The 25,019-nt window shown below is 64.2% G+C and carries 29 protein-coding genes; 13 read left to right on the forward strand and 16 right to left on the reverse strand.

Annotated features, from left to right (window positions below; all coding sequences use genetic code 11):
- Nucleotides 1-18 precede the first annotated feature (18 nt).
- From LRH25_RS04085 to LRH25_RS04095, 3 genes are all read right to left on the reverse strand, one after another.
- Entirely contained in the window at nt 19-1,017 is a 999-nt protein-coding gene (locus tag LRH25_RS04085) for a lysylphosphatidylglycerol synthase transmembrane domain-containing protein (RefSeq protein ID WP_231010213.1), read from the reverse strand.
- Nucleotides 1,014-2,270, reverse strand: coding sequence for a cardiolipin synthase ClsB (gene clsB, locus LRH25_RS04090; RefSeq protein WP_231010214.1), 1,257 nt, complete (start codon nt 2,268-2,270; stop codon nt 1,014-1,016). Before clsB ends, LRH25_RS04085 begins: the two co-directional genes overlap by 4 nt.
- Nucleotides 2,271-2,377: 107 nt before the next feature.
- The gene (locus LRH25_RS04095) at nt 2,378-3,160 is read right to left on the reverse strand and encodes an endonuclease/exonuclease/phosphatase family protein (protein ID WP_141284602.1); all 783 of its coding nucleotides are present in this window, start codon (nt 3,158-3,160) and stop codon (nt 2,378-2,380) included.
- 166 nt (nt 3,161-3,326) lie between these two features.
- Here LRH25_RS04095 and osmF point away from each other — a divergent pair, with 166 nt between their 5' ends.
- The 6 genes from osmF (at nt 3,327) to wrbA (ending at nt 8,772) form a co-directional block, all read left to right on the forward strand.
- Nucleotides 3,327-4,265, forward strand: a complete 939-nt coding sequence (gene osmF / locus LRH25_RS04100) for a glycine betaine ABC transporter substrate-binding protein OsmF (protein WP_141284600.1) — start codon at nt 3,327-3,329, stop codon at nt 4,263-4,265.
- Nucleotides 4,262-5,434, forward strand: coding sequence for an ABC transporter permease (locus LRH25_RS04105; RefSeq protein WP_231010215.1), 1,173 nt, complete (start codon nt 4,262-4,264; stop codon nt 5,432-5,434). Before osmF ends, LRH25_RS04105 begins: the two co-directional genes overlap by 4 nt.
- The gene (locus LRH25_RS04110; protein WP_141284598.1) at nt 5,431-6,363 is read left to right on the forward strand and encodes an ABC transporter ATP-binding protein; all 933 of its coding nucleotides are present in this window, start codon (nt 5,431-5,433) and stop codon (nt 6,361-6,363) included. Before LRH25_RS04105 ends, LRH25_RS04110 begins: the two co-directional genes overlap by 4 nt.
- Before the next feature lie 5 nt (nt 6,364-6,368).
- Nucleotides 6,369-7,115: an ABC transporter permease gene (locus LRH25_RS04115; RefSeq protein WP_141284596.1), complete on the forward strand. Its 747-nt coding sequence runs from the start codon at nt 6,369-6,371 to the stop codon at nt 7,113-7,115.
- A gap of 651 nt (nt 7,116-7,766) precedes the next feature.
- Nucleotides 7,767-8,105, forward strand: coding sequence for a response regulator transcription factor (locus LRH25_RS04120; protein ID WP_259372420.1), 339 nt, complete (start codon nt 7,767-7,769; stop codon nt 8,103-8,105).
- Nucleotides 8,106-8,169: 64 nt separating this feature from the next.
- A complete protein-coding gene (gene wrbA / locus LRH25_RS04125; RefSeq protein ID WP_141284592.1) occupies nt 8,170-8,772 on the forward strand; it encodes an NAD(P)H:quinone oxidoreductase in 603 nt (200 codons plus the stop codon).
- Here wrbA and LRH25_RS33260 read toward each other — a convergent pair.
- The 7 genes from LRH25_RS33260 to LRH25_RS04155 all read right to left on the reverse strand — a co-directional run bounded on the left by LRH25_RS33260 (nt 8,769) and on the right by LRH25_RS04155 (nt 14,054).
- Nucleotides 8,769-9,182 carry a flavin reductase family protein gene (locus LRH25_RS33260; protein ID WP_141284618.1) on the reverse strand — a complete coding sequence of 138 codons (414 nt, stop codon included), beginning with the start codon at nt 9,180-9,182 and terminating at the stop codon, nt 8,769-8,771. The two genes, wrbA and LRH25_RS33260, sit on opposite strands and share 4 nt — an antisense overlap.
- On the reverse strand, nt 9,176-9,922 hold the full coding sequence (locus tag LRH25_RS04130; protein ID WP_141284590.1) for an SDR family oxidoreductase: 747 nt from the start codon (nt 9,920-9,922) through the stop codon (nt 9,176-9,178). The genes LRH25_RS33260 and LRH25_RS04130 overlap by 7 nt, the downstream gene beginning before the upstream one ends.
- A gap of 158 nt (nt 9,923-10,080) precedes the next feature.
- Entirely contained in the window at nt 10,081-10,986 is a 906-nt protein-coding gene (locus LRH25_RS04135; RefSeq protein WP_141284588.1) for a helix-turn-helix domain-containing protein, read from the reverse strand.
- Between the two features lie 207 nt (nt 10,987-11,193).
- On the reverse strand, nt 11,194-11,544 hold the full coding sequence (locus tag LRH25_RS04140; protein ID WP_231010217.1) for a carboxymuconolactone decarboxylase family protein: 351 nt from the start codon (nt 11,542-11,544) through the stop codon (nt 11,194-11,196).
- A 66-nt stretch (nt 11,545-11,610) separates the two neighbouring features.
- Nucleotides 11,611-11,985 (reverse strand): carboxymuconolactone decarboxylase family protein, encoded by a 375-nt coding sequence (locus LRH25_RS04145; RefSeq protein ID WP_141284584.1) that lies wholly within the window; start codon nt 11,983-11,985, stop codon nt 11,611-11,613.
- A 26-nt stretch (nt 11,986-12,011) separates the two neighbouring features.
- On the reverse strand, nt 12,012-12,980 hold the full coding sequence (locus LRH25_RS04150) for an AraC family transcriptional regulator (protein ID WP_141284582.1): 969 nt from the start codon (nt 12,978-12,980) through the stop codon (nt 12,012-12,014).
- Between the two features lie 105 nt (nt 12,981-13,085).
- The gene (locus LRH25_RS04155; RefSeq protein ID WP_231010218.1) at nt 13,086-14,054 is read right to left on the reverse strand and encodes an AraC family transcriptional regulator; all 969 of its coding nucleotides are present in this window, start codon (nt 14,052-14,054) and stop codon (nt 13,086-13,088) included.
- Nucleotides 14,055-14,281: 227 nt separating this feature from the next.
- Here LRH25_RS04155 and LRH25_RS04160 point away from each other — a divergent pair, with 227 nt between their 5' ends.
- Nucleotides 14,282-14,707 carry an Atu4866 domain-containing protein gene (locus tag LRH25_RS04160; protein WP_231010219.1) on the forward strand — a complete coding sequence of 142 codons (426 nt, stop codon included), beginning with the start codon at nt 14,282-14,284 and terminating at the stop codon, nt 14,705-14,707.
- A gap of 28 nt (nt 14,708-14,735) precedes the next feature.
- Here LRH25_RS04160 and LRH25_RS04165 read toward each other — a convergent pair whose 3' ends face one another.
- From LRH25_RS04165 to LRH25_RS04175, 3 genes are all read right to left on the reverse strand, one after another.
- Complete coding sequence (locus LRH25_RS04165) at nt 14,736-15,299, reverse strand: YgjV family protein (protein WP_231010220.1); 564 nt, start codon at nt 15,297-15,299, stop codon at nt 14,736-14,738.
- 26 nt (nt 15,300-15,325) lie between these two features.
- The gene (locus tag LRH25_RS04170) at nt 15,326-15,814 is read right to left on the reverse strand and encodes a Crp/Fnr family transcriptional regulator (protein WP_211361273.1); all 489 of its coding nucleotides are present in this window, start codon (nt 15,812-15,814) and stop codon (nt 15,326-15,328) included.
- 68 nt (nt 15,815-15,882) lie between these two features.
- Nucleotides 15,883-17,445: a cation:proton antiporter gene (locus LRH25_RS04175; RefSeq protein ID WP_141284578.1), complete on the reverse strand. Its 1,563-nt coding sequence runs from the start codon at nt 17,443-17,445 to the stop codon at nt 15,883-15,885.
- Between the two features lie 283 nt (nt 17,446-17,728).
- Here LRH25_RS04175 and LRH25_RS04180 point away from each other — a divergent pair, with 283 nt between their 5' ends.
- Entirely contained in the window at nt 17,729-18,166 is a 438-nt protein-coding gene (locus tag LRH25_RS04180; protein ID WP_141284576.1) for a nuclear transport factor 2 family protein, read from the forward strand.
- An 88-nt stretch (nt 18,167-18,254) separates the two neighbouring features.
- On the opposite strand, the gene LRH25_RS04185 is transcribed toward LRH25_RS04180, so the two are convergent.
- The 3 genes from LRH25_RS04185 to LRH25_RS04195 all read right to left on the reverse strand — a co-directional run bounded on the left by LRH25_RS04185 (nt 18,255) and on the right by LRH25_RS04195 (nt 20,530).
- The gene (locus LRH25_RS04185; RefSeq protein ID WP_211361272.1) at nt 18,255-19,049 is read right to left on the reverse strand and encodes an alpha/beta fold hydrolase; all 795 of its coding nucleotides are present in this window, start codon (nt 19,047-19,049) and stop codon (nt 18,255-18,257) included.
- 68 nt (nt 19,050-19,117) lie between these two features.
- Nucleotides 19,118-19,561: a DoxX family protein gene (locus LRH25_RS04190; RefSeq protein ID WP_141284574.1), complete on the reverse strand. Its 444-nt coding sequence runs from the start codon at nt 19,559-19,561 to the stop codon at nt 19,118-19,120.
- Nucleotides 19,562-19,636: 75 nt separating this feature from the next.
- Nucleotides 19,637-20,530: a pirin family protein gene (locus tag LRH25_RS04195; RefSeq protein ID WP_231010221.1), complete on the reverse strand. Its 894-nt coding sequence runs from the start codon at nt 20,528-20,530 to the stop codon at nt 19,637-19,639.
- 99 nt (nt 20,531-20,629) lie between these two features.
- On the opposite strand from LRH25_RS04195, the gene LRH25_RS04200 reads away from it, so the two are divergent.
- From LRH25_RS04200 to LRH25_RS04220, 5 genes are all read left to right on the forward strand, one after another.
- On the forward strand, nt 20,630-21,520 hold the full coding sequence (locus LRH25_RS04200; RefSeq protein ID WP_141284572.1) for a LysR family transcriptional regulator: 891 nt from the start codon (nt 20,630-20,632) through the stop codon (nt 21,518-21,520).
- Between the two features lie 128 nt (nt 21,521-21,648).
- A complete protein-coding gene (locus tag LRH25_RS04205; protein ID WP_141284570.1) occupies nt 21,649-22,425 on the forward strand; it encodes an SDR family NAD(P)-dependent oxidoreductase in 777 nt (258 codons plus the stop codon).
- A gap of 23 nt (nt 22,426-22,448) precedes the next feature.
- Nucleotides 22,449-22,880: an ester cyclase gene (locus tag LRH25_RS04210; protein WP_141284568.1), complete on the forward strand. Its 432-nt coding sequence runs from the start codon at nt 22,449-22,451 to the stop codon at nt 22,878-22,880.
- 10 nt (nt 22,881-22,890) lie between these two features.
- A complete protein-coding gene (locus tag LRH25_RS04215) occupies nt 22,891-23,664 on the forward strand; it encodes an SDR family NAD(P)-dependent oxidoreductase (RefSeq protein ID WP_141284566.1) in 774 nt (257 codons plus the stop codon).
- Nucleotides 23,665-23,702: 38 nt separating this feature from the next.
- Nucleotides 23,703-24,659, forward strand: a complete 957-nt coding sequence (locus LRH25_RS04220; RefSeq protein ID WP_141284564.1) for a quinone oxidoreductase family protein — start codon at nt 23,703-23,705, stop codon at nt 24,657-24,659.
- The last annotated feature ends 360 nt before the right edge of the window (nt 24,660-25,019 follow it).

A 25,019-nucleotide genomic window follows, 5' to 3' on the forward strand; every position in this document is an offset into this window, starting at 1 on the left:
TCCGCCGCGCGTCGGCCGTCAGGCTTTCGGTGCCGCGGCCAGCCGGCCCGCCGCCCTGCCGCGCCGCTGCACCACCAGCAGCACCAGCGCGGCCAGCGCGCCCGGCAGCCACTGGTAGACCGCACGGTAGACCATCACCGCGGCAATGATTTGCTGCACCGGCCATTGGTCGCTCAGTAACGCGACGAACACCGCTTCCAGCACGCCAACGCCCGCCGGCACGTGCGCCAGCGCGCCGGCCACCGCGGCCAGCAGCAGTGCGGTGGCCACGGCCGTGAAGTTGGCCCCCGCTGGCAGGGCGACCCAGACGATGGCTGCCGTGAAGCCCCAGTGCAGCGCGCCCAGTGCCAGCTGCAGCAGCGCCATGCGGCCGTTTGGCAGGTCCAGTTCCAGCGAACGCCAGCGCCACTGCCGGCGCTTGAATGCCACGCAGGCCCACACATAAGCAACCACAAGGGCCAGCGCCACGCCGCCCGCGATCTGCCAGACCCCCGACGCCACGCCCCACAGGCGCGGCAGCGCTTGCGTGCCGAACACCAGCAAGGCGCCGAACAGTGCGAAGTGGCTCAGCCAGTTGGTCAGCGCGCTGGTGCCGGCCACGGCGGCAATCACGGCTGGTCGCAGGCCCAGCGCGGTGTATTGATTCAACCTCAGTCCCAGCCCACCGACCATGTAGCCCAGGTTCTGGTTGATCGCAAAGCTGACGGCCGCGACGCGCAACACCGCCAGGCGGCTGACCTTGTGGCCTGTGACCTGCTGACCCAGGATGTCGAATCCGGCATAGGCCAAATAGCTGAGAACGGAGAACAACAGCGCCGCCGCCAGCTGCCACGCCGGTGTCTCCTGCAAGGCCTTGCCAACCTCGGCCCAAGGCACTTTGCGCCCTGCATGCACCAGCAACACCGCCACCCCGACAAGGAACAGCACCACCAGGGCCTGGCGCAACCAGCGCGCCTGGTACCAGGGCACAACAAGCGGCGTCGCTGGGCGTGCCGGCATCGGCGCAGCCACGGTCATGGCGAAACCTGCGCCCGGGCCATGGCCCCGTCACCACAGTCGCCGCTGCTGCAAGACGCACTGGGCCGCGCCGGCTGGATCGCCGGCACGGCGGCCGGCACGTTGCGCAGCCAGCCCGGAAAGCGCCGCAGTGCGAAGAACACCACCGCGCCGCGCAGCTGCGCCCAGGCGGAACCCCAGGCAGAGAGTTGCACCTGTGGCACCTCGTGGCAGGCTTCTGCCATCAGGTGGGTGAGCCGCTCGCTGAGCGTGGCATTGAAGTCGCGGTCCATCACGACCACATTGGCCTCCAGGTTCAGCGCCAGGCTGGTCGGGTCCAGGTTGCTGGAGCCGACGGTGGCCCATTCGTCGTCCACCACGGCCACCTTGCCGTGCAGTGGCCGCTCGCAGTATTCGAAGATGCGCACGCCGGCGCGTTGCAGGTGCCCGTGCAGCAGCGAGGCGGCCGTCTTGACGATGGGCATGTCCGGCTTGCCCTGCAGGATCAGCCGTACGTCCACGCCACGCTGCGCGGCACGGCGCAACTCGCGCAGCAGGCGGTAGCCGGGGAAGAAGTAGGCGTTGGCGATCACGATTCGGTGGCGGGCCTGGCGGATGGCCAGACGGTACTGGCGTTCGATGTCAGTGCGGTGGTGATGGTTGTCGCGCACCACCACCGCCGCCTTCGCGCCGGCTTGCTCGGCCGGCTCTGCCGCCTGGCCCACGCGGCGCAGCAGGCGCTGCCAGCGCTGCGCCACCGCAGGCGGCTTCAGGCTGGCGCGCGTCAGCTCGCGCAGCTTCTCGACCAGCGGCCCACGGATCTCCACCGCATAGTCCTGCTTGGCCTGCTGGCCGAATTCGGCCAGGTGGTCCAGCGAAAAGTTGATGCCGCCAATGAAGCCAATGCGGCCGTCGACGACGACGATCTTGCGGTGCATGCGCCGGAACAGGTTCAGGCGCTGGCCCAGCAAGCGTTTGACGGGCTTGAAGAAGTGCAGCTGCACGCCAGCCGTGACCAGCGAGTCGACGTAGTTGGGCGACAGGTCCGGCGAGCCCCAGCCGTCGATCAGCAGGTTCACTTTCACACCGCGGTTGGCCGCAGCGACCAAGGCTTCTCGCAACTGCAGGCCCACCTTGTCCTCGAACAGGATGAAGGTCTCCAGCCGCACCTCCTGTTGCGCCTGGGCAATCGCCTCGAAGACGGCCGGGTAATACGCTTCGCCGTTTTCCAGCAGGCGGATCTGGTTGCCGTCGGTCCAGTCCAGGCGGTGCATGGCAGCCCCTCGTCCGGCGAGTGTGTCGACCGATCCCCCAACGGGGTCAAGAAGCCTTGGGGGCGGCCCGTCGACTTCTTGGCCCCCATGGATGTGGTCGGAGGTGTTCATGGCTCGATGTGCGCCGCCAAGGGCGCATGGTCGGAAAGGTGGGCCCAGGGCCGGCGCGGCAGCCGCAGCGGCGCCTGCCTGCGCATGCCGCGCACGTAGATGCGGTCCAGCCGCAGCAGCGGCAGGCGGGCAGGGAAGGTGCGTGGCATGCCGCCGGGCACGTTGGCATGCACCTCGCGCAGGCCCAGCTTCATCAGCGGCGCATGCGCCAGGCCGCGCCAGTCGTTGAAGTCGCCGGCCACGATCAGCGGTGCGCCTTCGGGTACCTGCTGCGACATGACCTGGCCCAGGCGCTGGATCTGCTGCTGGCGCTCGCGCTCGCGCAAGCCCAGGTGCACGCAGATCACGTGCACCTGCGTCTGGCCGGGCAAGTCCAGCACGCAGTGCAGCAGGCCACGCGCCTCGGGCGCCTGCGTTGCGCCTTCGTGCGGCATGTCATGGTTGTGCCAGCGCACGATGGGGAACTTGGACAGCACCGCGTTGCCGTGGTCGCCCTCGGTGTAGACCGCGTTGCGGCCATAGGCATGCTGGTGCCACACGGTGTCGGCCAGGAATTCATAGTGCGGCGCGCTGGGCCAGTCGGCCACGCGGGCGCCGTGGCCGGCATGCCGGCCATGCACCTCTTGTAACAGCACCACGTCGGCCCCCACCGCGCGCATCGCGTCGCGCAGCGCGGGCAGCACGAAGCGGCGGTTCAGGCTGCTGAAACCCTTGTGGATGTTGATCGTCAGCACGCAAAAACCACGCGGGCCGAACGGAGCCGAGTTCGAGGCAAGCATGCAGCCAGTCTCACCGGGGCGCCAGCGCGGCTGCGTCGTCCGTCGCAGCACCAGGTTGTAGGACGGCGCCTCGGTAAAAACTGCGCGATGCCATGCTAGGGTCGTGCCATGCGTAATTCCGGCCGGGCGATGCATGCTCGGTCGGCTTCAATCAGGAGAGCCCAGCATGACCTTGTTCCATGACCACCGCCGTGCGCTGCTGGCCGCGACCGCTGCCGCCTGCCTGCTCGCCGCCGGCGGTGCACTGGCCCAGGCCAGCGTGCCGGTGCGCGTGGCCTCGAAGATCGACACCGAAGGTTCTCTGCTTGGCAGCCTGATCCTGCAGGTGCTGGAAGCAGGTGGCATCAAGACCCAGAACAAGCTGCAGCTGGGGGCGACCAAGATCGTGCGTGGCGCGCTGGTGGCTGGCGAGGTCGACATCTACCCCGAGTACACCGGCAACGGCGCCTTCTTCTTTTCCGACGAAAAGAACCCGGCCTGGAAAAACGCCAAGGCTGGCTACGAGCAGGTCAAGGCGCTGGACCAGCAGAAGAACAAGCTGGTCTGGCTCACGCCGGCGCCGGCCAACAACACCTGGGCGATCGCCATCCGCAAGGATGTGGCCGCGGCGAACAAGCTGAAGTCGCTGGAGGACTTCGGCAAGTGGGTGGCCGGCGGCGGCAAAGTCAAGCTGGCCGCATCGGCCGAGTTCGTCGAGCGGCCCGATGCGCTGCCGGCCTTCCAGGGCACCTACGGCTTCAAGCTCTCGCAGGACCAGATCCTGACGCTGGCCGGCGGCGACACCACCGTCACCATCAAGGCCGCCGCCGAGCAGACCTCGGGCGTCAACGCTGCAATGGCCTATGGCACCGACGGGCCGGTTGCTGCGCTGGGCCTGCAGATCCTCGAAGACACGAAGTCGGCGCAGCCAATCTATGCGCCGGCGCCTGTCATCCGCGCCGAAGTGCTGGCCCGCCAGCCGCAGATCGCCCAGCTGCTGGCTCCGGTCTTCCAGTCGCTGGACAGTGCCACGCTGCAGGCGCTGAACGCCAAGATCGCGCTCGACGGCCAGGACGCGAAGAAGGTAGCCGCCACCTACCTGAAGGCCAAGGGCTTCATCAAGTGAGCGTGGCCCTGCGCCCGGCCAATCGGGTGCTGCTGGTGTTGGTGCTGGCGGGTCTGGTTGCGGCACTCTCTTTGGCGTTCGTGACGCAGGCACCGAACCGGCTGGTGTCGGGCGTGGGCGTGCCGTTGCGCACGCTGTTGCATGGCGCGAACTGGGCGCTGGTCGGGGGGCCTTTTGCGTTGCTGGCGCTGGCCGTCTTTTGGCAGCCTTCGGTGGCCACGCAGGGCCTGGTGACGGCCGCTGCCGCGACGCTGTTGGCCGTGCTGGTCTGGCTGGCCGGCGCACATGCGACGCAAATGGCCGACGCCGCGGAAGCGGCCGGCAACAGCGCCGGGCGCACCTCGTTTGGCGGCGGCTTCTGGGTGTTGACGGTGCTGTGCTGGCTGGCCGCGGCGGATGCGGTGCAGCGGCTGAAGCTCGCCCCACTGGGCCGCACGTTGGCGCTGGCTGCGGTGCTGGCGCCAGTGGTCGTGTTGGCGGCATCGGGCGAGTTGGCTGCGCTGTCGCTGTTCAAGGAATACGACAACCGGCAGGACGTGTTCGACGCAGCGCTGTGGCGGCATGCGCAGATCGTCGGCGTCACCTTGTTGCCCACCTTGCTGCTCGGCGTGCCGCTGGGCGTGGCGGCGCATCGGCATCCGCGTTTTGGCGCACCGCTGTTTGCGCTGTTGAACGTGATCCAGACGGTGCCGTCCATCGCGCTGTTCGGCCTGCTGATGGCGCCGCTGGCCGCGCTGGCTTTGGCGCTGCCAGCGCTGGGCATCGGCGGCATCGGCCTGGCGCCGGCGGTCATTGCGCTGACGCTTTATTCGCTGCTGCCCATCGTGCAAAGCACCTTGACGGGGCTGCGCGAGGTGCCGGCAGCGGTGGTCGAAGCAGCGACCGGCATGGGGCTTACGCCGCGCCAGGTGTTCTGGCGCGTGCAGGTGCCGCTGGCGCTGCCGCTGCTGCTCTCGGGCTTGCGGCTGACGACGGTGCAGGCCATCGGCCTGGCCGTGGTCGCCGCGCTGATCGGCGCCGGCGGGCTGGGCGCCATCATGTTCCAGGGCCTGCTCAGCAGCGCGCTGGACCTGGTGCTGCTGGGCGTACTGCCGGTGGTGGCAATGGCTGTTGCGGTGGACGCGCTGTTCGCGGTGTTGACCCAATGGGCACAAAGGCACCAGCCATGATCGAGTTCCTCGGGGTCAGCAAGTCCTTTGGCGACGCGGCGGCAGTGCGCGACCTGTCGCTGAGCATTGAACGCGGTGAGTTCACGGTGCTGATCGGCGGCTCGGGTTCGGGCAAGTCGACCACGCTGAAGATGATCAACCGGTTGATCGAACACGATGCCGGCCGCATCCTGTTCCAGGGCCAGGAGATCCGCAGCTTCAAGCCCGAGGACATCCGCCGCCGCATGGGCTATGCGATCCAGTCCACCGGGCTGTTCCCGCACTGGACCGTGGCGCAGAACATCGCCACCGTGCCGCAGTTGTTGAAGTGGCCGGCGGCGCGCATCGCCCAGCGGGTGGCCGAACTGCTGGGCCTGCTGGGCCTGCCGCCCGATCAGTACCAGGGGCGCTACCCGCACCAACTCTCCGGCGGCCAGCAGCAGCGCGTGGGCGTGGCTCGCGCGCTGGCGGCAGACCCGGAAGTGCTGCTGATGGACGAGCCGTTTGGCGCGCTGGACCCGATCACCCGCGGCGCACTGCAGCAGGAAATGGCGCGCATCCACCGCGCCTCCGGCAAGACCATCGTGCTGGTGACGCACGACATCGACGAAGCGCTGGGCCTGGCCACGCGCATCGTGCTGCTGGACCAGGGCCGCATCGTGCAGGCCGGCACGCCAACCGAACTGCTGCGCCGCCCCGCCAACGATTTCGTGCGCGACTTCCTCGGCCGCGGCGAGATCGGCATCAAGCTGCTGGGCCTGGAAACCGTGGCCGCTCGTGTGCGACCCAACGAGCTCGCCGAGGGCGAGCCGATCGCGGCCACCTTGAGCCTGCGCGACGCCCTGTCGGTTTTCGTCGCCCGGAGTGTCGAGCGGCTGCCGGTGGTGGACGCACAAGGCCGTCCGCTCGGCACGCTGCATTTCGCCGACCTGCTGCACAGCGCCGTCTGAGCACAATGGTCCGCCTGTTGCGCCAACCCTTGCCCTGGGCGCTGGCCGCACTGCTCGCGCTGACCTGGGGCATGCCGCTGCTCAAGCCGCTGTTCGCTGCCGCCTTCCCCGCGCTGGACCGGCCGCTGTACGAGCAGGACACGTTCGCCCAGCTGGTCTGGGCGCACCTGCAGGTCGTCGGCCTGTCCAGCGGCATCGCGGTGCTGCTGGGCGTGTCCGCCGGCCTGTTCGTCACCCGCCAGGCCGGGCGCGAATTTCGCCCATTGGTCGAGACCGTGGTCGCGATGGGCCAGACCTTCCCGCCGGTCGCGGTGCTGGCCGTGGCCGCCCCGCTGATCGGCTTCGGCGAGGCACCCGCGCTGATCGCGCTGACCCTCTACGGCCTGCTGCCCATCGTGCGCAACACCATCGCCGGCATCGAAGCCGTGCCCGCCAGCGCCCATGAAGCCGCCGAGGGCCTGGGCATGAGCAGCTGGCAGCGGCTGCGTCAGGTCGAACTCCCGCTCGCGCTCCCGGTCATGCTCGCCGGCATCCGCACCTCGGTCATCATCAACATCGGTACCGCCGCCATCGCCTCCACCGTCGGCGCCAAAAGCCTGGGCTCGCCGATCATCGTCGGCCTGAGCGGCTACAACACGGCGTATGTGATCCAGGGCGCGATGCTGGTCGGCCTGCTGGCCATCGTGGCGGATCTGGGGTTCTCGGCGCTGGCGCGGTGGGTGAGCCGTTGGCGCATGAGCGAGGCGGGCTGAGCGCGACCAACTTCAAGTTCGCGGACGTTTGGCGTGCAAATCAACGGCTTAGCCTCTCGGCCCTTCGACCTGCGCCCTGATTGAAGGCCGAGCAAGGCAAGGCCTGCAGTTGCGTCTGCCTGGGCTGCAGGCGACCACACCCCCCATTTGGGTTGTCCGATAGCGACCCGATGGCGCTCTTGGCTGCCGATGAATCAACTCCGACACTCCCCCAGTCGGTATGACGAACTGCGCTCACAGAGGAGTCGGGATATGTTGCATTCTCCAGGTCGCCTCAGTGTTGGCGTGCTTCACGAGTCCGAAGTGATTCGCCAGGGTCTTGCTGCCATGGTCAGCGGGCACCAAGGTCTTGACCTCAGGGGCCCTGGTGTGGGCCAGGGCACACCGGTGCCTGAGGAGCTCTTGTCTGCCCGCGTCTTGCTGACGAGCCAGGACCTCGCTTTGGAGCTCCTCGAGCAACTCCTGCCATGCCGGGAGGGGCCTGCAATCATCGTTGTGGCTTCCTCTTTTGGGGACCAGGCAGCGCGAGCCCTGATTCGAAAAGGCGCCCGCGGGCTGCTGCTTCTTTCGGTTGCTTGTGACGAACTCCAACAGGCGGTACTGCGTGTTGGTGCGGGGCGTCGCCATATCACTCCGCCAGTGGCGTCTGTGATGGCGGAGCACGTTGGAGCCCCAGGTTTGACTTGCCGAGAGGCCACGCTGCTGGAACTGCTCGCTAGAGGCATGTCAAACAAGGCCATTGCCAGGGTATTGGGCATTTCAGACGGCACGGTGAAGACGCATGCAAGGTCGATCTTCTCGAAGCTTGGTGCCAGCAACCGGACGCAGGCTGTCGCCATGGCGGGCAAGCGCGGCATCCTCAAGTTGGGCGCCGACTTGCTGGACGCTCAGCCGGACGGTGACCCGTCCCTGGTGTCAGACGTGTTCTCGTGGGCGAACAGAGTGACTCGGGGCCGTCAATTGGCAGGGGCTCCGTCGGTGGCCGCCTGACTCCTCCCGCAATGAAGACTTTTCACAACGCGGCATCTCGCCGCAATTTTTTCAGGAGTGCCGCATGGCCAAGGTTCTGGTTCTTTACTACTCGTCCTATGGACACGTTGAACAACTGGCCCAAGCGGTCGCCGAAGGGGCCCGCGCTGGCGGAGCTTCCGTCGTGGACGTCAAGCGTGTTCCCGAAACGGTCCCTGAGCAAATCGCAAAGGGCGCGCACTTCAAGCTGAAGCAAGCCGCTGCTGTGGCAACGGTGGCTGAGCTGGAGCAGTACGACGCCATCATCGTTGGAACGCCAACTCGCTACGGCCGCATGGCTTCGCAGATGGCTGCGTTCCTTGACCAAACCGGTGGCCTGTGGGCCCGCGGCGCGCTGAACGGCAAGGTGGGTGGTGCGTTCACCTCGACAGCCACTCAGCACGGTGGGCAAGAACAAACGCTGTTCTCGGTCATCACGAACCTCTTGCACTTTGGCATGGTCATCGTTGGCTTGCCCTACAGCCACGCCGGGCAGATGACCGTGAGCGAAATCGTTGGCGGCTCACCATACGGTGCTTCGACGGTGGCTGCCGGCGACGGCTCCCGTCAGCCCACGGAGATCGACTTGGCAGGCGCGCGTCACCAGGGCGAGCAGGTGGCCAAGACTGCCGTCAAGCTCTTCGGCTAATCGACAGACGGCACATCGGCCAGCCACGCTGCAGCTGGCAGCTGCCTGACAGACTGGCCGATGGCCGGGGCACCACTGAAGGAAAAGCTGACCGCCAGAAGGACAGCTGCGCTCAAGCCAGCGATACAACGCCAGCCCGGGCTGGCGCACCGTGGCTTCGGCCAAAAGTGATGAACGGTCTCGGGGTGGGCTGGGTTGGCAGCGACGTGAGCTTTCACAATCTCCCAGATGAAGAGGTTGAAGCTTCCGACCTTGCTGCCGTCGTGCAGCTTGCACTCGAAGTTGGCATATGCCTCCCCGATGAGTGGTGCATCGACATCGTCGGCACTCTGGGCCGTGAGTCCAAAATGCTCGAACTTATCGAGTCCTTGCCGGTCGTGTTTCCGATGCCAGCTTCCTGCGATTACCAGGGTTGGTCGGTAGGCAGCACGAACAGCTCGGCCACGTCGACGTGCGCCGGAGCCTGCAGGGCGAACAGCACCGTATCGGCGATGTTGTCGCTGCTCAGGAAAGACATCTGCTCGCGCAGGCCCTCCATCTGGTCGCGGTAGCCCTTGTCAGTGATGTGATTGAACAGCTCGGTGTCCACGGCGCCGGGCTGGATGCTGGTGACGCGGATGTTGTGCTTCTTGCCAACTTCCAGGCGCAATGCCTCGGTGAAGGCAGACACGGCGTGCTTCGTCGCACAGTACACAGCCAGACCCGGGAACACCTTGCGGCCGGCGATGGACGACGTGTTCACGAAGTGACCAGAGCCGCGCTTGATGAGCTGCGGCAGTGTCGCCGCGGTGCTGTTCATCAGACCCTTGACGTTGACGTCGACCATGCGGTGCCACTCGTCGACCTTCAGTGTCTCGACGTCGGAGATGGGCATCAGGCCAGCGTTGTTGAAGACGATGTCCAGACCGCCATAGGTCTCGACCAGCTTGTTGACGCCTGCTTCAACGGACCCACGGTCCACCACGTCCATCTGGATGGCGATGGCTTCGCCGCCGGCGGTCTTGATTTGGTCGACCAGCTTGTTCAGCCGGTCCAGGCGACGGGCGGCCAGGCCGACCTTGGCGCCAGCGGCAGCCAGCTTCAGAGCCGTTGCAGCGCCGATGCCACTCGAAGCACCGGTGACCAGAGCGACTTTTCCATTGAGTGTCATGACAGTTCCTTTCGGCAGTTGGGTTGGAGGTCGCGGTGGCTACGAATCGCTTGTCTTCCGTAGCTGCCACGGTTCCCATGGTGCCGATGGATGTTTGCTTGGTCGCTCGTGGTTTTGCTCTCGATATCGAAGTTTTGCTGCCGGCTCTCGGGGGGGGCTCAGCGAACGCTTCGATAGTCGCTTGGAAGCACGCCAACCTCCTTGCGAAACACCTGCGCAAAATGGCTTGGACTGGCGTACCCCACCTCCAAGCCCACTTCCACGATTGGCATGTCCGTTTCTCTCAAGAGACGACGTGCGCGTTCCATGCGCAATCGGGTGAGGTACTGCGACGGTGAGAAGCCAGTGCTCTTTTTGAAGGCGCGAGAGAAGTGCGAGTCGCTCAGCTGAACCTCACGCGCCAGACGGCTCAGGTCAAGCTCTTGGTCAAGACGCTCCTGCATTGCGTGAAGAACGCGGTGCATCTTGAATGCCGGGAGGCCCCCATGCGGTGTCGCCGGAACCTGCGCCTCGCTCGCATAAGAGCGAACCAGGTGAACAGCCAGGCTGCTCGCCAGGCCCTGGACCAGCATCGTGCTGGGCGTGCGCCTGTCAACAAGCTCGTCGCGAAGCATGCGCAATTGATTGCTGATGATGGCATCGCTGCCGCCGGAGATTTCGCGTAGCTGCACGGTCCCAGCCTCTGGCCCGAGGACGTCGATGACGGCCCGGCGAACGAGTGGCAGACCGAGGTAGACGTGCATCACCCGGAACGGCTCATGGGTGAGCGTTCGCCAGCGCAGCTCGCACGGGCGGGGAGACGTTTGAAGGAAGAAGTCGCCCTCCCTGACCTCATTGGCCATCCATTCGCCCTGCAGTGGTCGCTCCTCTACCAGCGCGGTTCCCGACACGACCCACACGATGAGTGGCTCCGGAACAGCCGGTATCAGGAGACTGTCCTGAACAGGCCTGCGGGTGTACATCTGGACAAGGAGGTCACGCCATGGCGTTCCCTTGCTGGTCGCAATCAGTTCGCCGGGAACACGTTCGTCGAGTGCCTCGGCGGTGCCAAGTTCGAAGTCCATGGTTCCTCGCACTTCAGTTTTCGGTCAGTTTGCGCGGCGGGGCACGGGCGCCGCGTCAGGCATTTCCATGTCGGCGCCAATTGGCCGTGGCTCGGAAATATCCCAGGCGCGCTGCCCGCGCCATGCGCAACGGAATGGCATCGTCCTGCAGGTGCCTCTATACAGGGAGCGGCGTGAAAGGGAAACGCGCTTGCTCCTCGCCGCGATTCAGTGAACCCCGCCCTTTCGCTCCGCCAGCACCTCTTGGACGGCCAGTGCTGCGTTGATGGCTCGCGGAAAGCCGGCGTACGGGGCGGTGTGGATGACCAGTTCCACAAGCTCCTCTCTGCTGCCCCCGACGTTAAGAAAACCGTGGGTGTGCACTTTCAGCTGGGGCCTGGCGTTGCCCATCGCCGCCAACGCTGCAACCGTTACCAGCTCACGTGTGTGCAGGTCCAGGGCCTGACGCGTGTAGATGTCGCCGAAGGCGAACTCGATGATGAATCGTCCTAGGTCGGGCGCAATCGCGGCAAGAGACGCGATGACTTTCTCTCCCGCTGAGCCGTCAATCGCTCCCAACGCTGCCAGGCCGGCTTGGTAGCGCGTGTCACTCGGCGCCTTGGAAGCATCGGGAACAGTTGGCAGTTAAGCCGGCTGGAGGATGTCGCGGAGCGCAGCCACGCCGTTCAGCGCAGCGGGAAAGCCGGCGTAGACCACGAGATGGGTCATGACCTCCACCAACTGCGCCGCCGAAGCCCCGACGTTCAGAGCGCCCCGCAGGTGGAACTTGAGCTGCGGTTCAAGGCCGCCCACGGCTGCGAGCATGGCGACCGTTGCCATCTGGCGCTGCAGGAGCGTCAGGCCAGGCCTCGCGTAAACCTGCCCATATGCAAACGAGATGGCCAAGTCGGCGAGGTCCGGCGCCACGTCGCGCAGCGAGGCGATGATGCTTGGCGTATCTGTTGCCTCGATTGTCTTGAGAATTTTCAGGCCAGCGTCTCTTGTTGTGTCCGATGACATGAATTGCTCCTTGTCCCTGTGCGAGTTCATTGGCCACCTGCATCGCGCAGGCGAGAGACGTCCTTGGATGGAGGAACGCCAAATAGCCGGCTGTACTCACGACTGAATTGGGAGGCGCTCTCGTAGCCAACCGTGTAGCCTGCGCGCGAGACTTCAATCCCTTCGCTCAGGAGCAGACGCCTTGCTTCCTGCAAACGAAGCTGCTTCTGGTACTGAAGTGGGCTCATCGACGTCACTGCACGAAAATGGTGGTGCAGCGACGATGTGCTCATGCAGCAATCACGCGCCAGTTCATCTACCTTCAGCGGTTCGGCGAAGTTGGATTTGAGCCAGGAAACGGCGCGCAACACCCGGCTGGCGTGGCTGTCGGTTCTTGCCACTTGGGCCAGTCGTTCGCCCTGTTCGCTGCGCAGCAGTCGGTACACCAGTTCACGGGCCGCCAGCGGCGCCAGCATGGCAGCATCTTCCGGCGAGTCGAGCAGCCGCATGAGGCGTATGGCTGCGTCCAACATGCCGTCCGTGACCTTGCTCAGGAACAGACCCCGCGAGGTTTTGGCTCGGGGAACCGCCGGAGGGCCGAGTTGCAGTACCAGCTCTGATACTTCTGCTGGGTCCAGGTCCAGACGGAAGCACAGGTACGGCGCATTGAACGTTGCGTGGGTGACCTGGGCGCTGATGGGCAGGTCCGTGGAGAACACCAGGAATCTGGATGCATCGTAGGTGTAGACCTCATCGCGCAACATGACGCGCTTGCCACCCTGGGCGATGATGCAGACAGCGGGCTGGTGCAATGCGTGGACCAGTTCCTCGCTGGGAGCGGACAGCTTGATGGCCGACAGTCTCGGAATGGATGTCGGGCAGATTCCTTCTTGAGGGGCATGTCGCTCGACCAACCCGGCGAGCTCGCGAATGCGGCCCGCGTCGGGCGGCGGGAGGTTCGGCACGGCGGCGAATCGAGGCGCCGCAGCGGTTGAAGCGATGTCTTGAGTAGCCATGGCTGAACGTTGCTGTGTAGGAGACTTTCAGGGATGGGCGACGACTGGAATGGGCAAGCCAAACTCGGCAAGCCGGCCTGGCGACATTAGCAGGACGACGCGCTCTCATCCAAAAGGGGTAGGGAGGCCTTGGTGTTCCCGAAAGCGCCTGACGTCCCTGGCTGGTGGTGCGCCGAACATGCGGGCGTATTCGCGGCTGAATTGAGAAGCGCTCTCGTAGCCGACGCGATGACCTGCACTTGCCGCGTCCAGTCGCTCGGCGATGAGCATGCGTCGGGCTTCTTGCAGTCTCAGGTTCTTCTGATACTGCAGCGGGCTCATCGCGGTGGCTGCCTTGAAATGGGTGCGAAGCGCGGAAACACTTAGATGGGCCATCTCGGCCATCCTGTCCAGTTCCAGCGGTCCGTGGTAGTTCTCGCGGAGCCAATCGATCGCCCTGGCTACGCGATGGCTCGCGCTGTCCGTCAGCGCCAGCTGTGCGAGTTGGTGGCCACAAGGGCCTCTGAGCAGCCGATACAAGATTTCGCGAATGGTCAGCGGAGCCAACGGCTTAATGTCCTCCGGCGTATCCAGTAGCCTCACCAGTCGCACCATGGCGTCGAGCAGCGAGGGGGTGACGTCGGCGGTCACGATGCCGCGAGAGGCGCCTTGCTTGAGGGTCTGGCTCTTCATGCCCATGCCAAGCATCAGCGAGGCCAGTTCCTTGGTGTCGTATTCCAACCGGATGGCGAGATACGGCAACTCGGGTGTCGCGTCGATGACTTGACCGGAGACCGGCAAATGCTGAGACACGACGAGGTACGTGTTCGGGTCGTAGACGTAGGCCTCGCCGCCGAGCAGGAGCCGCTTGCTGCCCTGAGCGAGCATGCACACAGCAGGTTCATGGACAGCGTGAACCGGGTGGTCGACTCGGTGCACGCGTATCAGCGTCAGGCGAGGGACTTTCGTGAAGAAGACGCCTTCACGAGGTGCGTGCCGCTTGATGCACGCTGCAAGTTCCGCCCTGCGCAACATGACCTGCAGGACCGAATCTTGGCGTTCCTGGCGCATGGAAGTTGCGGTGTTGCTGGACATGGCGCCAGCTTAGAACTCTGCGCACTGATTTGGGCGCATCGTGGGTCTTCGCAAGCGCCGAGTGCAAGCATCCGCGAGAAATAGACAAGTGACCTTTTGGGCCCGTCATCGCAAAGCCACGCAGTTTGCAGGAACAGGCAAATTGGCAAGCCAATCCGGCCAATGTCATCGTGCCTCGCTTCCTAGACTTCTTCTCATCCCACGCAACGAATCGTTGGAGAGATGCGATGAAGCGAGAAACCTCAACTTACGGAATCACGGTCCTGCTTTCCGTTGCTTCGGCGGTGATGTGGGCCGCACCGGATGCCGCATGGGCCGCCCGGGGCAACAGTTCTGAACCCCAAAGCACAGGATCAACCATGAGCACGACAGCCACGCAAAGCCATTCCGCCAAGACCGAGCGTCACGACAGCCACCCCTACGCGGGCATGTGGGTCACCGCGGACGGCTACATCCGGCATGAACTTCTTTCGAATGGTCGTTACGACGAGGCCCGTGGAAAGAGGCAGAGCGCGTACCAAGGTCGCTACCGCGTCACGGGCAACCACATCGACTACGTCGACGACACCGGCTTCACCGCCGACGGGGAGTTCCGCGATGGCGTTCTTCACCACGCAGGGATGGTCTTGTACCGCGAGGACAAGCGCGATTGACCCGGACTCTCGGCTCGATTCGGGCGCTTCAGGTCGCTGGAGCGCCCGAAGTCGTTTCGGGCGCCCGAGCGGCCATGTGGAAGCGGTAGTAGCCCACGCAATTGCTGAGCAGGAAACCTGCCTCGGCCAGAACACTCACCCAAGCGTCGATGTGCACGTTATGCGCAATCCAAAGTCCCGACCCGAGCATCATCTGTAGTCGCATCCGGCGGTCCGATGCGTTGAAAGCCGCATGCGTTTGGATGCAGTTTCCAAGCCATGCCAAGCAGCTCGCTGAGGAGAGGGGAAGCGCAACGAATACCGCTGTGGCGGTGAAAAGAAAGATCTGCTCGACGCGTGGTGAGCGGGTTACGCTGCTCACGAGGAATCGCAGGCTTGCCAACAGCATCATGGCCGCCGACGCCCAGGCATCGAGCAACGCATACTGAGCGGCAAGCAGACATGTCGAAGCGCTCAGAGCCGCGAGTACCAGTTCCTTTCGGCGAATCTGGAACGACGCAAGGTCCAGCAGAAACGAAACCGCCGCAAGGCCTTGAGCAAGAATGAAATACAGCTTCACGGACAGCGCCAATGGCAGGTTGGGGAGCCTCATCCTCGTTGCATCGACGGAGGCTGCCATTAACGTTTGTTAAGTCTGCCGCGTATCCGCGACAGCGACACTTCGGTGATGCCGATGTAGGCCGCGAGCTGTTTTTGGCTCAGCAGGCTCGTCCACACGGGGAAGTGCTTGAGGACATATTGGTAGCGCTGCGCGGGGGAATGGAGGAGGAACATCTCCTCCTTGCGTTCCTTGAAAGCGAGCTGCATGCGAAGCAACCGCAGTACTGTGGCCTCTGCGTCCCTGGTATCGAGCCAGCTCAGCGGAATTTCGGTGACAACCGAGTCCTCCGCCGCCTCGATCTGGTAGCTGGCAGGCTGGCCGGTGAGCCAGGACAGATAGAGGAAGCAGAACTCACCGGGGAAGTAGAACTCCTTCACCCTTTCGCTGCCGCTCTCTGTGTAATGGCAGGCCTTCAAGATGCCGCCGTGAACAAACCAGATGCTGTGTTGGTGCTGCCCCTGATGTTGCAAAACGCTGGCTGACCGTATTTCAATCGGCTCGGCCACAAGCGGTGCGGGGAGGTCAGCCCAACCAGGCGCAGATGTAGAAGAGGGACTTCTGCTCACGGCATTTCCTAGACACTGGCGATGCGGGCCTGTGCCGCAGCTGATGCGTTCAGCTCGGCCCAATCGAGCTCCTCCTCGATGACGTGGAAAACGTCGTCCTCGATTTCCCCAGAGGCCCTGAGCTCGTGTAGCAAACGCCTCTGGGACCGTAGCGCTTGTAGCCGGGCTTCGTCCAATTCTGTGACGGTGGAGGCCTCAGCAGGGTTGCTCAGAGCGCGGCGGTCGGCCCGGAGCTCTTGAATGACTTCTGCTACGCCCGGTTTGTGGGTCTCTTGCCCTTCGAGCACTTGGAGAGCGGCGTCGACCAGCCTTGTCCTGGCAGAAGCGAGCTCGTGCTCAAGCGAATGATCGGGCTGTATGCCCAGCCGCTTGATGAGCGGGCCCAGGGTCAGACCCTGCAAGACGAGAGTTCCCAACACCACCGCGAAGGCCGCGAGCACGATGGTGTCGCGACCTGGGAAGTCCGCGGGGAGGGCAAAAGCTGTCGCTAGCGTGACCAAGCCACGCATGCCGGACCACCCGACCAGCACGCCCACTCGTTTGGGCGCCACCGGGACTTCAACGCCCAGGCGTTCGAACGCAGGATGGAGCGCGCGGATGACGGTCCCATAGGCGAGCACCCAGGCCAGACGCACGACGATGACGGTGCCAAGCACGGCCCCAGCGAAGGCAAGTGCATCCATGCGCGCTTGACCGGACAGTTGGGCAATGATGTTGCGCGCTTGGAGTCCCATCAGCAGGAATGCCAAAACATTCAGCGCGAACACTGCGGCGCCCCATACGGCGTACGAGTGGACGCGGTCGCGGGCGTTGCTCCGGGAGGGGAAGTAGCGGGCGACGGTCATGCCGAACACGACGACGGCAATGATTGGGGAAATCTTCAGATGTTCTGCAATGAGCCATGCGCCGAAGGTCATCACGAACTCGACGATGGTGGCCGACATCGTGCCGGCCACGATAGGGGCCAGATGCACGAAGGCTTTGCCGAGCAAGTACCCCAGCAGGGCGCCAGCTGGTACCGACGCGGCCAGAATAGGTAGCTGAGATGAGATGGCCAGGTGCGGGGTCATGGCTGCCGCGGCGGCCGCGCCGAAGATGAGTAGCGCCACGGCATCATTGAGCAGGCTCTCGCCGTTGATGATGGACAGTGTCCTGCGTGGGATACGGAAGTTCTGCATCACGGTCGTTCCAGCCACCGCATCAGGCGGAGCGACGATGGCTCCAAGGGTGATGGCCGCAGCCAAAGGCAGGCCTCCGTGAGCCCATCCCACCCAAGCAACAGCCGCCGTGGTGAGAAGCACCGCCACCACGACGAGCGCGGTCAACGGCAACCAGTTTCTGACAAGTTCCCGCGGCGAGGTGTCGTAAGCCGCATCGAGAAGCGCCGGGGCGATGAAGAGGACCAGTGCCAGATGAGGCTCGATGCTCACTTGCGGCGCCCATGGCAGCAGCCCCGCCACCGCGCCCGCGAGCGCGAGCATGGAGGGATAAGGCAAGGACATGCGTCGTGATACCTGTAGCAGCAAGACCGCCAGGGCAAGGAGAAGAAGCATGTTTTCGAAGAGTTGCATGGCCGCCACCGTGTTGTTCCGCAAGCACGCGGGCTCATGGGCAATGTCCGCGCTTTGTCGTCACTCTACAAAGCGGGGCCATGTTCGACTTGCCCGTTCGACCAAGCTACTTGTCGCTTCGTGCAAGCATTGGTGGCGCCTTGCCAGTCTGCAGATGGTGAGGGTCGCTTGAGCTGTTTGCAGAAATTGGCAAGCGGATGCAGCGTTTTAGGCAGGTGCCGGTCGGCGGTGATTCCTAGACTTTCTTCACCTCATCAGCGAGGTTCAACTGAAAGGAACCACCATGAACACCCAACAGAACGTCGACCGCATCCGCGCCTTGTATGAAGCCGTGAACACCAAGGACTTGGAGACCATCGCTGGCTTCGGTGCTCCCGAGAGTGAATGGCTGGATGTCCCGTTCAACTTCACCTCTACCGGTGTCAATGCCATCATTGACCCGTGGAAGAGCTGGTTCAATATCTTCCCGGATGCGACCTGCGAAGTGCGCAGCCTGACGGCCCTTGGGGACCACGTCGTCGCACAGGGCATCGGCCGCGGTACCCACGAAGGTGTCTTTCACTCACCGGCCGGCACCATCGAACCGACAGGCCGCAAGATGCAGGTGAACTTCTGCGATGTCTACCAACTCAAGGACGGGAAGATTGTCCGTGCTGACAGTTACTTCGACTTCTATGGCCTGCACAAGCAGCTGGTTCAGGACCTCGCCGTTGCCGCCTGATCACTGGCTGTTGAAAGCATCGCGGTTCTGAGCGGCTAGGCCGGGACATCGACTTGATGGTCGGTGCCCGGTCTTTTTCTCTGGGCGCTCATGGCGCTACGGAGCTGCGAAGCTTGCTGGCCGTGACGATGAGGTCAACCACTGCCTTCGGTTGAGACACGAGCACTGAATGGCTGGCCTTGACCTCGACCGTCTGAGCTTTCGCTCGTTCGTACATGAAGCGCTGCAGGTCTGGGCTCACAGTCTTGTCGTCGGTCGTGACGAGGGCGTAGGTCGGCTTCAGATGCCAAGCTGCGGTTTGCAGCTTCGCGCCGAACGCTTCGCCATTGGTCAGTACCTGGTTGGCGGCAGCGAAGTCGGAATAGGACTTGGGCGTGTCGGCACCGATGACCTCACGCCACTTCGACCGGTCGACGTAGATGTAGCCGTCTGGCGTGGCTTGCACCGCCTTCAGGCTTTCCATCGGGTATTTTCCGTTCAGGTCGGCGACGCTCTCTTCGGCGTCGGGAGCATGTGCCGCAACATAGACGAGCGCCTTGACCTTCTCGTCGCTTCCTGCGGCGGTGATGACGGCTCCGCCGTAGCTGTGACCGACAAGGACGACCGGACCGTCCTGCAGCGAAAGGACTCGTTGGGTGGCGGCGACGTCGGCGCCAAAGCTGGTCAGCGGGTGCTGGGCGATGGTGACGTGGTAACCCTTTTGAGATAACTCGCGATAGACCTGTTCCCAGTAGGAGCCGTCAACTGTGGCGCCATGGACCAGGACGACGTTTTTGATGACGGTGTCGGCATGCGCAGGCACAGCTGGCGCGGCGGTCACTGCGCTTGCGACCATGGTGGTGGCGCTGAGGATGGCGACGGCGAGGGCGGGAATTGGCTTCATGGCTTGAATCGGATTTGGTGAGGTGCGTCAGCGGTGGACCGCCCGTGATGGAAGGTCCACCCATCGGTTCAGCGTGCGGTGCTCAAAACGCCGGTCACTTCAGACTTGCGCTCGTCCAGACTCAGCGTGCCACCGCCAAAGGCGACGAACTGCAGCAGCCCGCCGGCCATGGCCAGGTTCTTCAGGAAGTGGAACATCTGGTTCTGGTCGCCCAGTGCGTTGTGGAACAGCACCGCAGAGACGACAGAGAACGCAGCAAGAGCAGCGGCGACCCAGCGGGTGCGATAGCCGAGCACCAGCAGCAGTCCGCCACCCAGCTCGGCGGCCAGAGCACCCGCGTATGCGAGCTCGGGCAGGGGCAGGCCGACCGACGCGATGTAGCCGATGGTGGCGCTCGGAGCCGTCAGCTTGCCGAAGCCACTGACCAAGAAGATGGTGGCGATGAGCAGGCGGCCGAGCAGCGGCAGCACGGACACGTTGACGGGAGTGGAGACGGTATTGGTCGATTGCATGATGAAACTCCTGAATGAAGCTTTGGATTGAAAGGACGTTGGTAAAGAGAAGGGGTAACTTGGGTGAGGTGGGTCTTAGATGGCCCGCCCGCTTGCGCGGAGTTGCTCGCCAAGCCGAGCAATTTCTTGTTCGCCGAGCCGAAGCGCAGCATGGGAGGTGTGAACCGAATACGAGCCCAGCACCAGGTCGTGCGGGTGTTTGCGCGCGGTGCCGAAGATGAAGTCGGAGGCGTGCTCAGCGGTAAGCCGAACCGCCTGGTCGCCTTCTTCGAAGACCACCAACTCATCGGCAATGCGTTCCATGCCGCTCAACAGGGAACCGCTGCCGACATGTAGCCAAGCCACCTGGTGGCTTGGAGGCGGCTGAAGCTCGATGCTTTCGCCTGCGTTCAGTGACACGTGCAGGTACTGGATGCCTTCGGGAGAGTTGACTTTGCTGTGCGCGCCCTGGTACTGGCCAAGGATGACGCGCACCTTGCCCACGACGGGGACTTCGGCAGGCTCGAGGTACTGGCTCTGGGCAGGGGCCAATTCAAGCGCCTCGGGCAAAGCCAGCCACAGCTGGTAGCCGCGCAGGCGCTGGCCGGGCAGCGGCACACCGTCATGCCATACGCCCTTTCCGGCCCGCATCCATTCCACGGAACCTGCCTTCAGCACGCCGCTGGCGCCAGTGGTGTCTTCGTAGCGCATGCCGCCCTCCAGCAGGACTGTCGTGGTTGCAATGCCCGAATGCGGATGCATCGGGAACATCGTCTCGCCGGTCGACTGGAAGTCGAAGTAGTCCAGGAAGACGAACGGCTTGAGATAGCTGCCCGCCATGCCGGGACTCACAAGGCGGTTCACTGGCCCGTGGATGCGACCGCTGGTGCGAGCGGCGATGCCGCGGTGAGAAGTGTGCGCATCGCTGGCCCGGTGCAAAGCCCGTTCAGAGGTACTGGTTTGATGCGGCATTTGGTAGATGGCTTTCATGTCTGTGCTCCGTCTAATGCGATGGAACGAAGCTTAAAAACTGGACAGCCAGCTGGGAAGCCTATATGTTTAGATGGAATCCATCATCGGGAGCGATAGATGCTCGACGGCGTCTCTCTGGACCAACTTCGCACCTTCATTGCTGCCGCCGAGGAGGGCAGCTTTTCCGCCGCAGGCCGCAAGCTCAGACGCGCCCAGTCCGTGGTGAGCCAGACGCTGGCCAATCTGGAGGGCCAACTCCGGGTGACTCTGTTCGACCGTTCAGCCCGGTATCCGGTGCTGACGGAGGAGGGCAAGGCACTGCTGGGCGAGGCCAAGGCCGTCATTCATGGCATGGACAGCTTCAAGGCTCGCGCGCGCACCCTGTCGGAAGGCCTGGAGCCGGAGTTGTCGGTTGCTGTGGACGTGATGTTCCCGATGAGCGCACTGACAGCGGCCGTAGGAGCCTTCAAGGAACAGTTCCCGACAACGCCGCTGCGGATGTACGTCGAAGCGCTCGGCGCCGTTGTGCAACCGGTGCTGGAAGGGACTTGTCAAATCGGCATCGTCGGCTCGCTTCCCGTCGTGCCGGAAGGGACGAGGTCAGAGGCCCTGGCGCAGGTGCCGATGGTGACCGTCGTCTCGCCATCGCACCCCCTTGCGTCCCTGCAGGGCCCACTCAGCTCCAGCGAGCTGGAGCGCCACGTTCAACTGGTCCTGACCGACCGGACCACGCTGAGCGCAGGTCGCAGCTACGGCGTCCTGGCGGCGCAGATCTGGCGACTGGCGGACCTGGGCGCCAAGCACGCCTTTCTGAAAGCGGGCTTCGGCTGGGGCCACATGCCACGCGAGATGGTGCAGCGAGACATCGACAGCGGCGAACTGGTGTCGCTCAGCCTGGAGGTGCACCAGCCGAGCACGCCCAGCATCGCCATGTACGCCGTTTATCGAGGGGACGCGCCACCCGGGCCAGCCGGGCGATGGTTCATCGCCCGGCTCAAGGAGGCTTGAGTCAATGTATCTGCATTGACGATAAATTCCATCGAAACAAAGAGGCTACCGCGATAGGTCCTGCGTCCCTACTGTCCCTACTCTTCGAACCATGCAGCAACGAGCTGCACCACTTCAAGGAGTAGCAAATGGCACCAAAGGATTTTGAGAACAAGGTGGCGCTGGTCACCGGGGCTGGTTCCGGGATTGGTCGCGAGGCCGCTCGGGCCTTCGCAAGCCGCGGCGCAATCGTCGTTGCGGCGGACCTGAACGAGGGCGGCCTTGCGGCCACCCGAGACCTCATTGCCGAGCTCGGCGGCCGCGTGCTGACGGCGCCGATGGACGTCTCCAGCGAGGCGCAGGTACGTGAGCTCATCGCTCGAATCGACAAGGACCTGGGTCGGTTGGACGTGGCGTTCAACAACGCCGGCATCACGGGTCAGGCACACCGCATCGAGGACTACCCCACGGAAGACTTTGACCGGGTCATTTCGGTCAACCTCAAAAGCGTCTTCCTGGGCATGAAGCACCAGATCCCGCTGCTGCGACGCACCGGCGGCGGCGCCATCGTCAACACCGCGTCGGTGGCGGCCTTGACCGGCCCGGGCGGCATGAGTGCCTATGCGGCGTCGAAGCATGGCGTCCACGGGCTCACTCGAGTCGCGGCCATGGAAAACGCCGCGCATGGCCTGCGCATCAATGCCTTGGCCCCTGGCTGGACCGAGACGCCCATGGTCAAGGAAGCCAGTGCCCAGAACCCCGGCTTCGCAGAGCTCGCTACCTCGGCCATCCCGGCCAAGCGCGGCGCCCTTCCCTCCGAGATTGCCGCTGCTGCAGTGTGGCTGGCCTCTGAGGCCTCTTCTTACGTCATGGGTCAGATGCTCGTCGTGGACGGCGGCATGACCATCGGCGGCTTCGAAATCTGAACCTCTCACTCGAAAGAATCAACATGACTGACACCACCAACATCAGCGAGGCCGCCAAGGCCGTCATTCGTCGAAACACCGCCGAAGTGCAAGGTGGCGGCAACTGGGCCCTGTTTGACGAGCTCTTCTCTGACGACTTCCTGGACCACACGCCGCAGCCGAACTGCACACCCGACAAGGCTGGCGCCCTCGGCCTCTACAAGAAGCTGCGCGAAGCATTCCCGGATTTCCATGCGGTCATCCACTGGCAGCGCTCCGACGGCGATGTCGTGACGACCTACAAGACGTATCACGGCACCCACAAGGGCGATTTCCTGGGCCTTCCCGCCAGCGGCAAACCCATCCACTTTGAAACAGTGGACGCCATGCGAGTGCAAGGCGGAAAGATTACCGAGCACTGGGGCGTCGCCAACCTGTACTCGGTCCTGAAGCAACTGAATGCACTGCCGCAATAAGGAGAGCGACATGAACACCAACATCCTGCAGAACAAAGTCGTCGTCGTCACTGGCGGCTCCAGCGGCATTGGCCGTGCCATCGCCATCAATGCGGCCAGGCATGGCGCCAAGGCGGTGGTGGTTTCAGACATCAGCCCGGACCCTCGCGAAGGCGGTGTGCCAACCACCGACGAAATCAAGGCGCTCGGCGTTGCGACGACCTTTGTGAAGGCGGACGTGAGCAAGAAGGAAGAGGTCGACGCGCTCGTTGAGGCGGCCTCCGAATTCGGTGGCGTGGACGTGATGGTGGCCAATGCCGGCATCAGCCTCAAGGCCGACGGCCCCGACGTTTCTGCTGACGACTTCCGCAAGCTTCTGGCCGTGAATCTGGACGGGACGCTCTTCAGCGCACAAGCCGCAGCCCGTCAGATGAAGGCCAACGGCAAGAAAGGCAGCATCGTGCTCATGGCCAGCATGGGCGGACTCTCCGGTGCAGGCATCACGGTCGCTTATTCGACCAGCAAGGGCGGCGTCGTGCTGATGGCCAAGTCGCTGGCTGACGCGCTGGGACCCGACGGCATTCGCGTGAACGCCGTGGCGCCAGGAACCATCGACACCCACCTGCTGCGCACGGCACCGGGCATTGCCGAGGCTGCAGAAGGTTTCCGCCTGCGCACCCCGCTGCGCCGCCTGGGCCAGCCTTCGGAAATCGGCGACGCCGTTGCATTCCTGGGCTCGGACCTGTCGAGCTACGTGACCGGTACTGCGCTGCTCGTGGATGGCGGCCTGCTCGCCGTCATCTGAGCCCGCCAACGCATTCAAAAACTGCGAAAGAAGTCATCATGAACACCACCATCCGTTACCATTCCTACGGCGGCCCTGAAGTCCTGGAGGTCGAGGACAACCCAGACATCGGCCTGCCCGGCGATGGCCAGGTCCGCCTGCGCCAGCTGGCCATCGGCGTGAATTTCATCGATACGATGTTCCGTCAGGGCGTCTTCCCCCTGCCTGTGCCCGCCATTCCCGGCGTCGAAGGCGTTGGTGTCATCGAGGCGATTGGCCATGGTGTCAACAACGTCCAGGTCGGGCAGCGCGTTGCCTACTACCTGGCCCCGGGCAGCTACACCCAAACGCGGCATGTGGACGCCAGTGCGCTGGTCGCAGTGCCCGATGACCTCGGCGCTGAGCAAGTTGCCGCTGTTCTGACCAAAGGCCTGACGGCCTGGGCCGGCCTCAACGGCTATCACAAGTTGCAGGCCGGGCAGACGGTCTTGGTGCAGGGGGCGTCCAGCGGCGTCGGCAGCCTGCTGGCACGTTGGGCCAAGGCGCGAGGTGCGACCGTCATCGGCACCGCGGGCAGCGAACCAAAGCGTGCCGCGCTCGTGGGTGCCATCGACCACGTCTTGGCCTCTGACGCACCCGACTTGGGAGCGCAGGTGCGTCAGCTCGTTCCGACCGGCGTGGACGTGGTCTACGAGTTCGTCGGCAAGGCGACGTTCGATGCGACGCTTGTGGCGGTGAAAGACGGTGGCACCATCGTCTCCATAGGTTCGGCGTCCGGTGCTCCGAATGTCGACAGGGACGCGGTGGCCAAGCGCGGTCTCAAGATGGTCGGCGGCCCAATGGCCACTTACCTGTCCGGCCGTGTCGAGCAGGCGACCAGTGACGTCTTCAGCGCCCTCAAGGCCGGTGTCTTCGGCGAAGTCGCCATCACCACGTACGCCCTGCGTGACGCCGCCAAGGCGCACGAAGACATCGCGGCTCGCGCCAAGACCGGCTCACTGGTACTGCTGCCTTAATTCTGTTGCTCAGCCTCGCTGCAGCTCATGCCTGTGCGTAGGCGGCGGCGGATGTCGACCGTGTTCTCTGGCGCGAGACCATGGCGCGGATGGCTTGGTGTTTTACCGCGGCATCTTTCGCCGGCGAAACGCCGAACCGGCGCGCGTGGTCCCTATTGAAGCGAGAGGCGTTCGCATGGCCCACACATGGCCCACAAGGTGGCCCGCTGGCCTATGCCAAATGGGGTATCTCACGTCGATGCGTTCGTAGGCTTGGTGCGTCCCGCTCGCGTTGGGGACACTGCGACCTTCGCCGCATGCGGAGGTTCAGCGATGTACGGGAGGCAGACCTCAGACCGAGGAATCTGGGTCGTCCATGAA

The organism is Ideonella azotifigens, assembly GCF_021043325.1.
GTDB lineage: Bacteria > Pseudomonadota > Gammaproteobacteria > Burkholderiales > Burkholderiaceae_C > Ideonella > Ideonella azotifigens.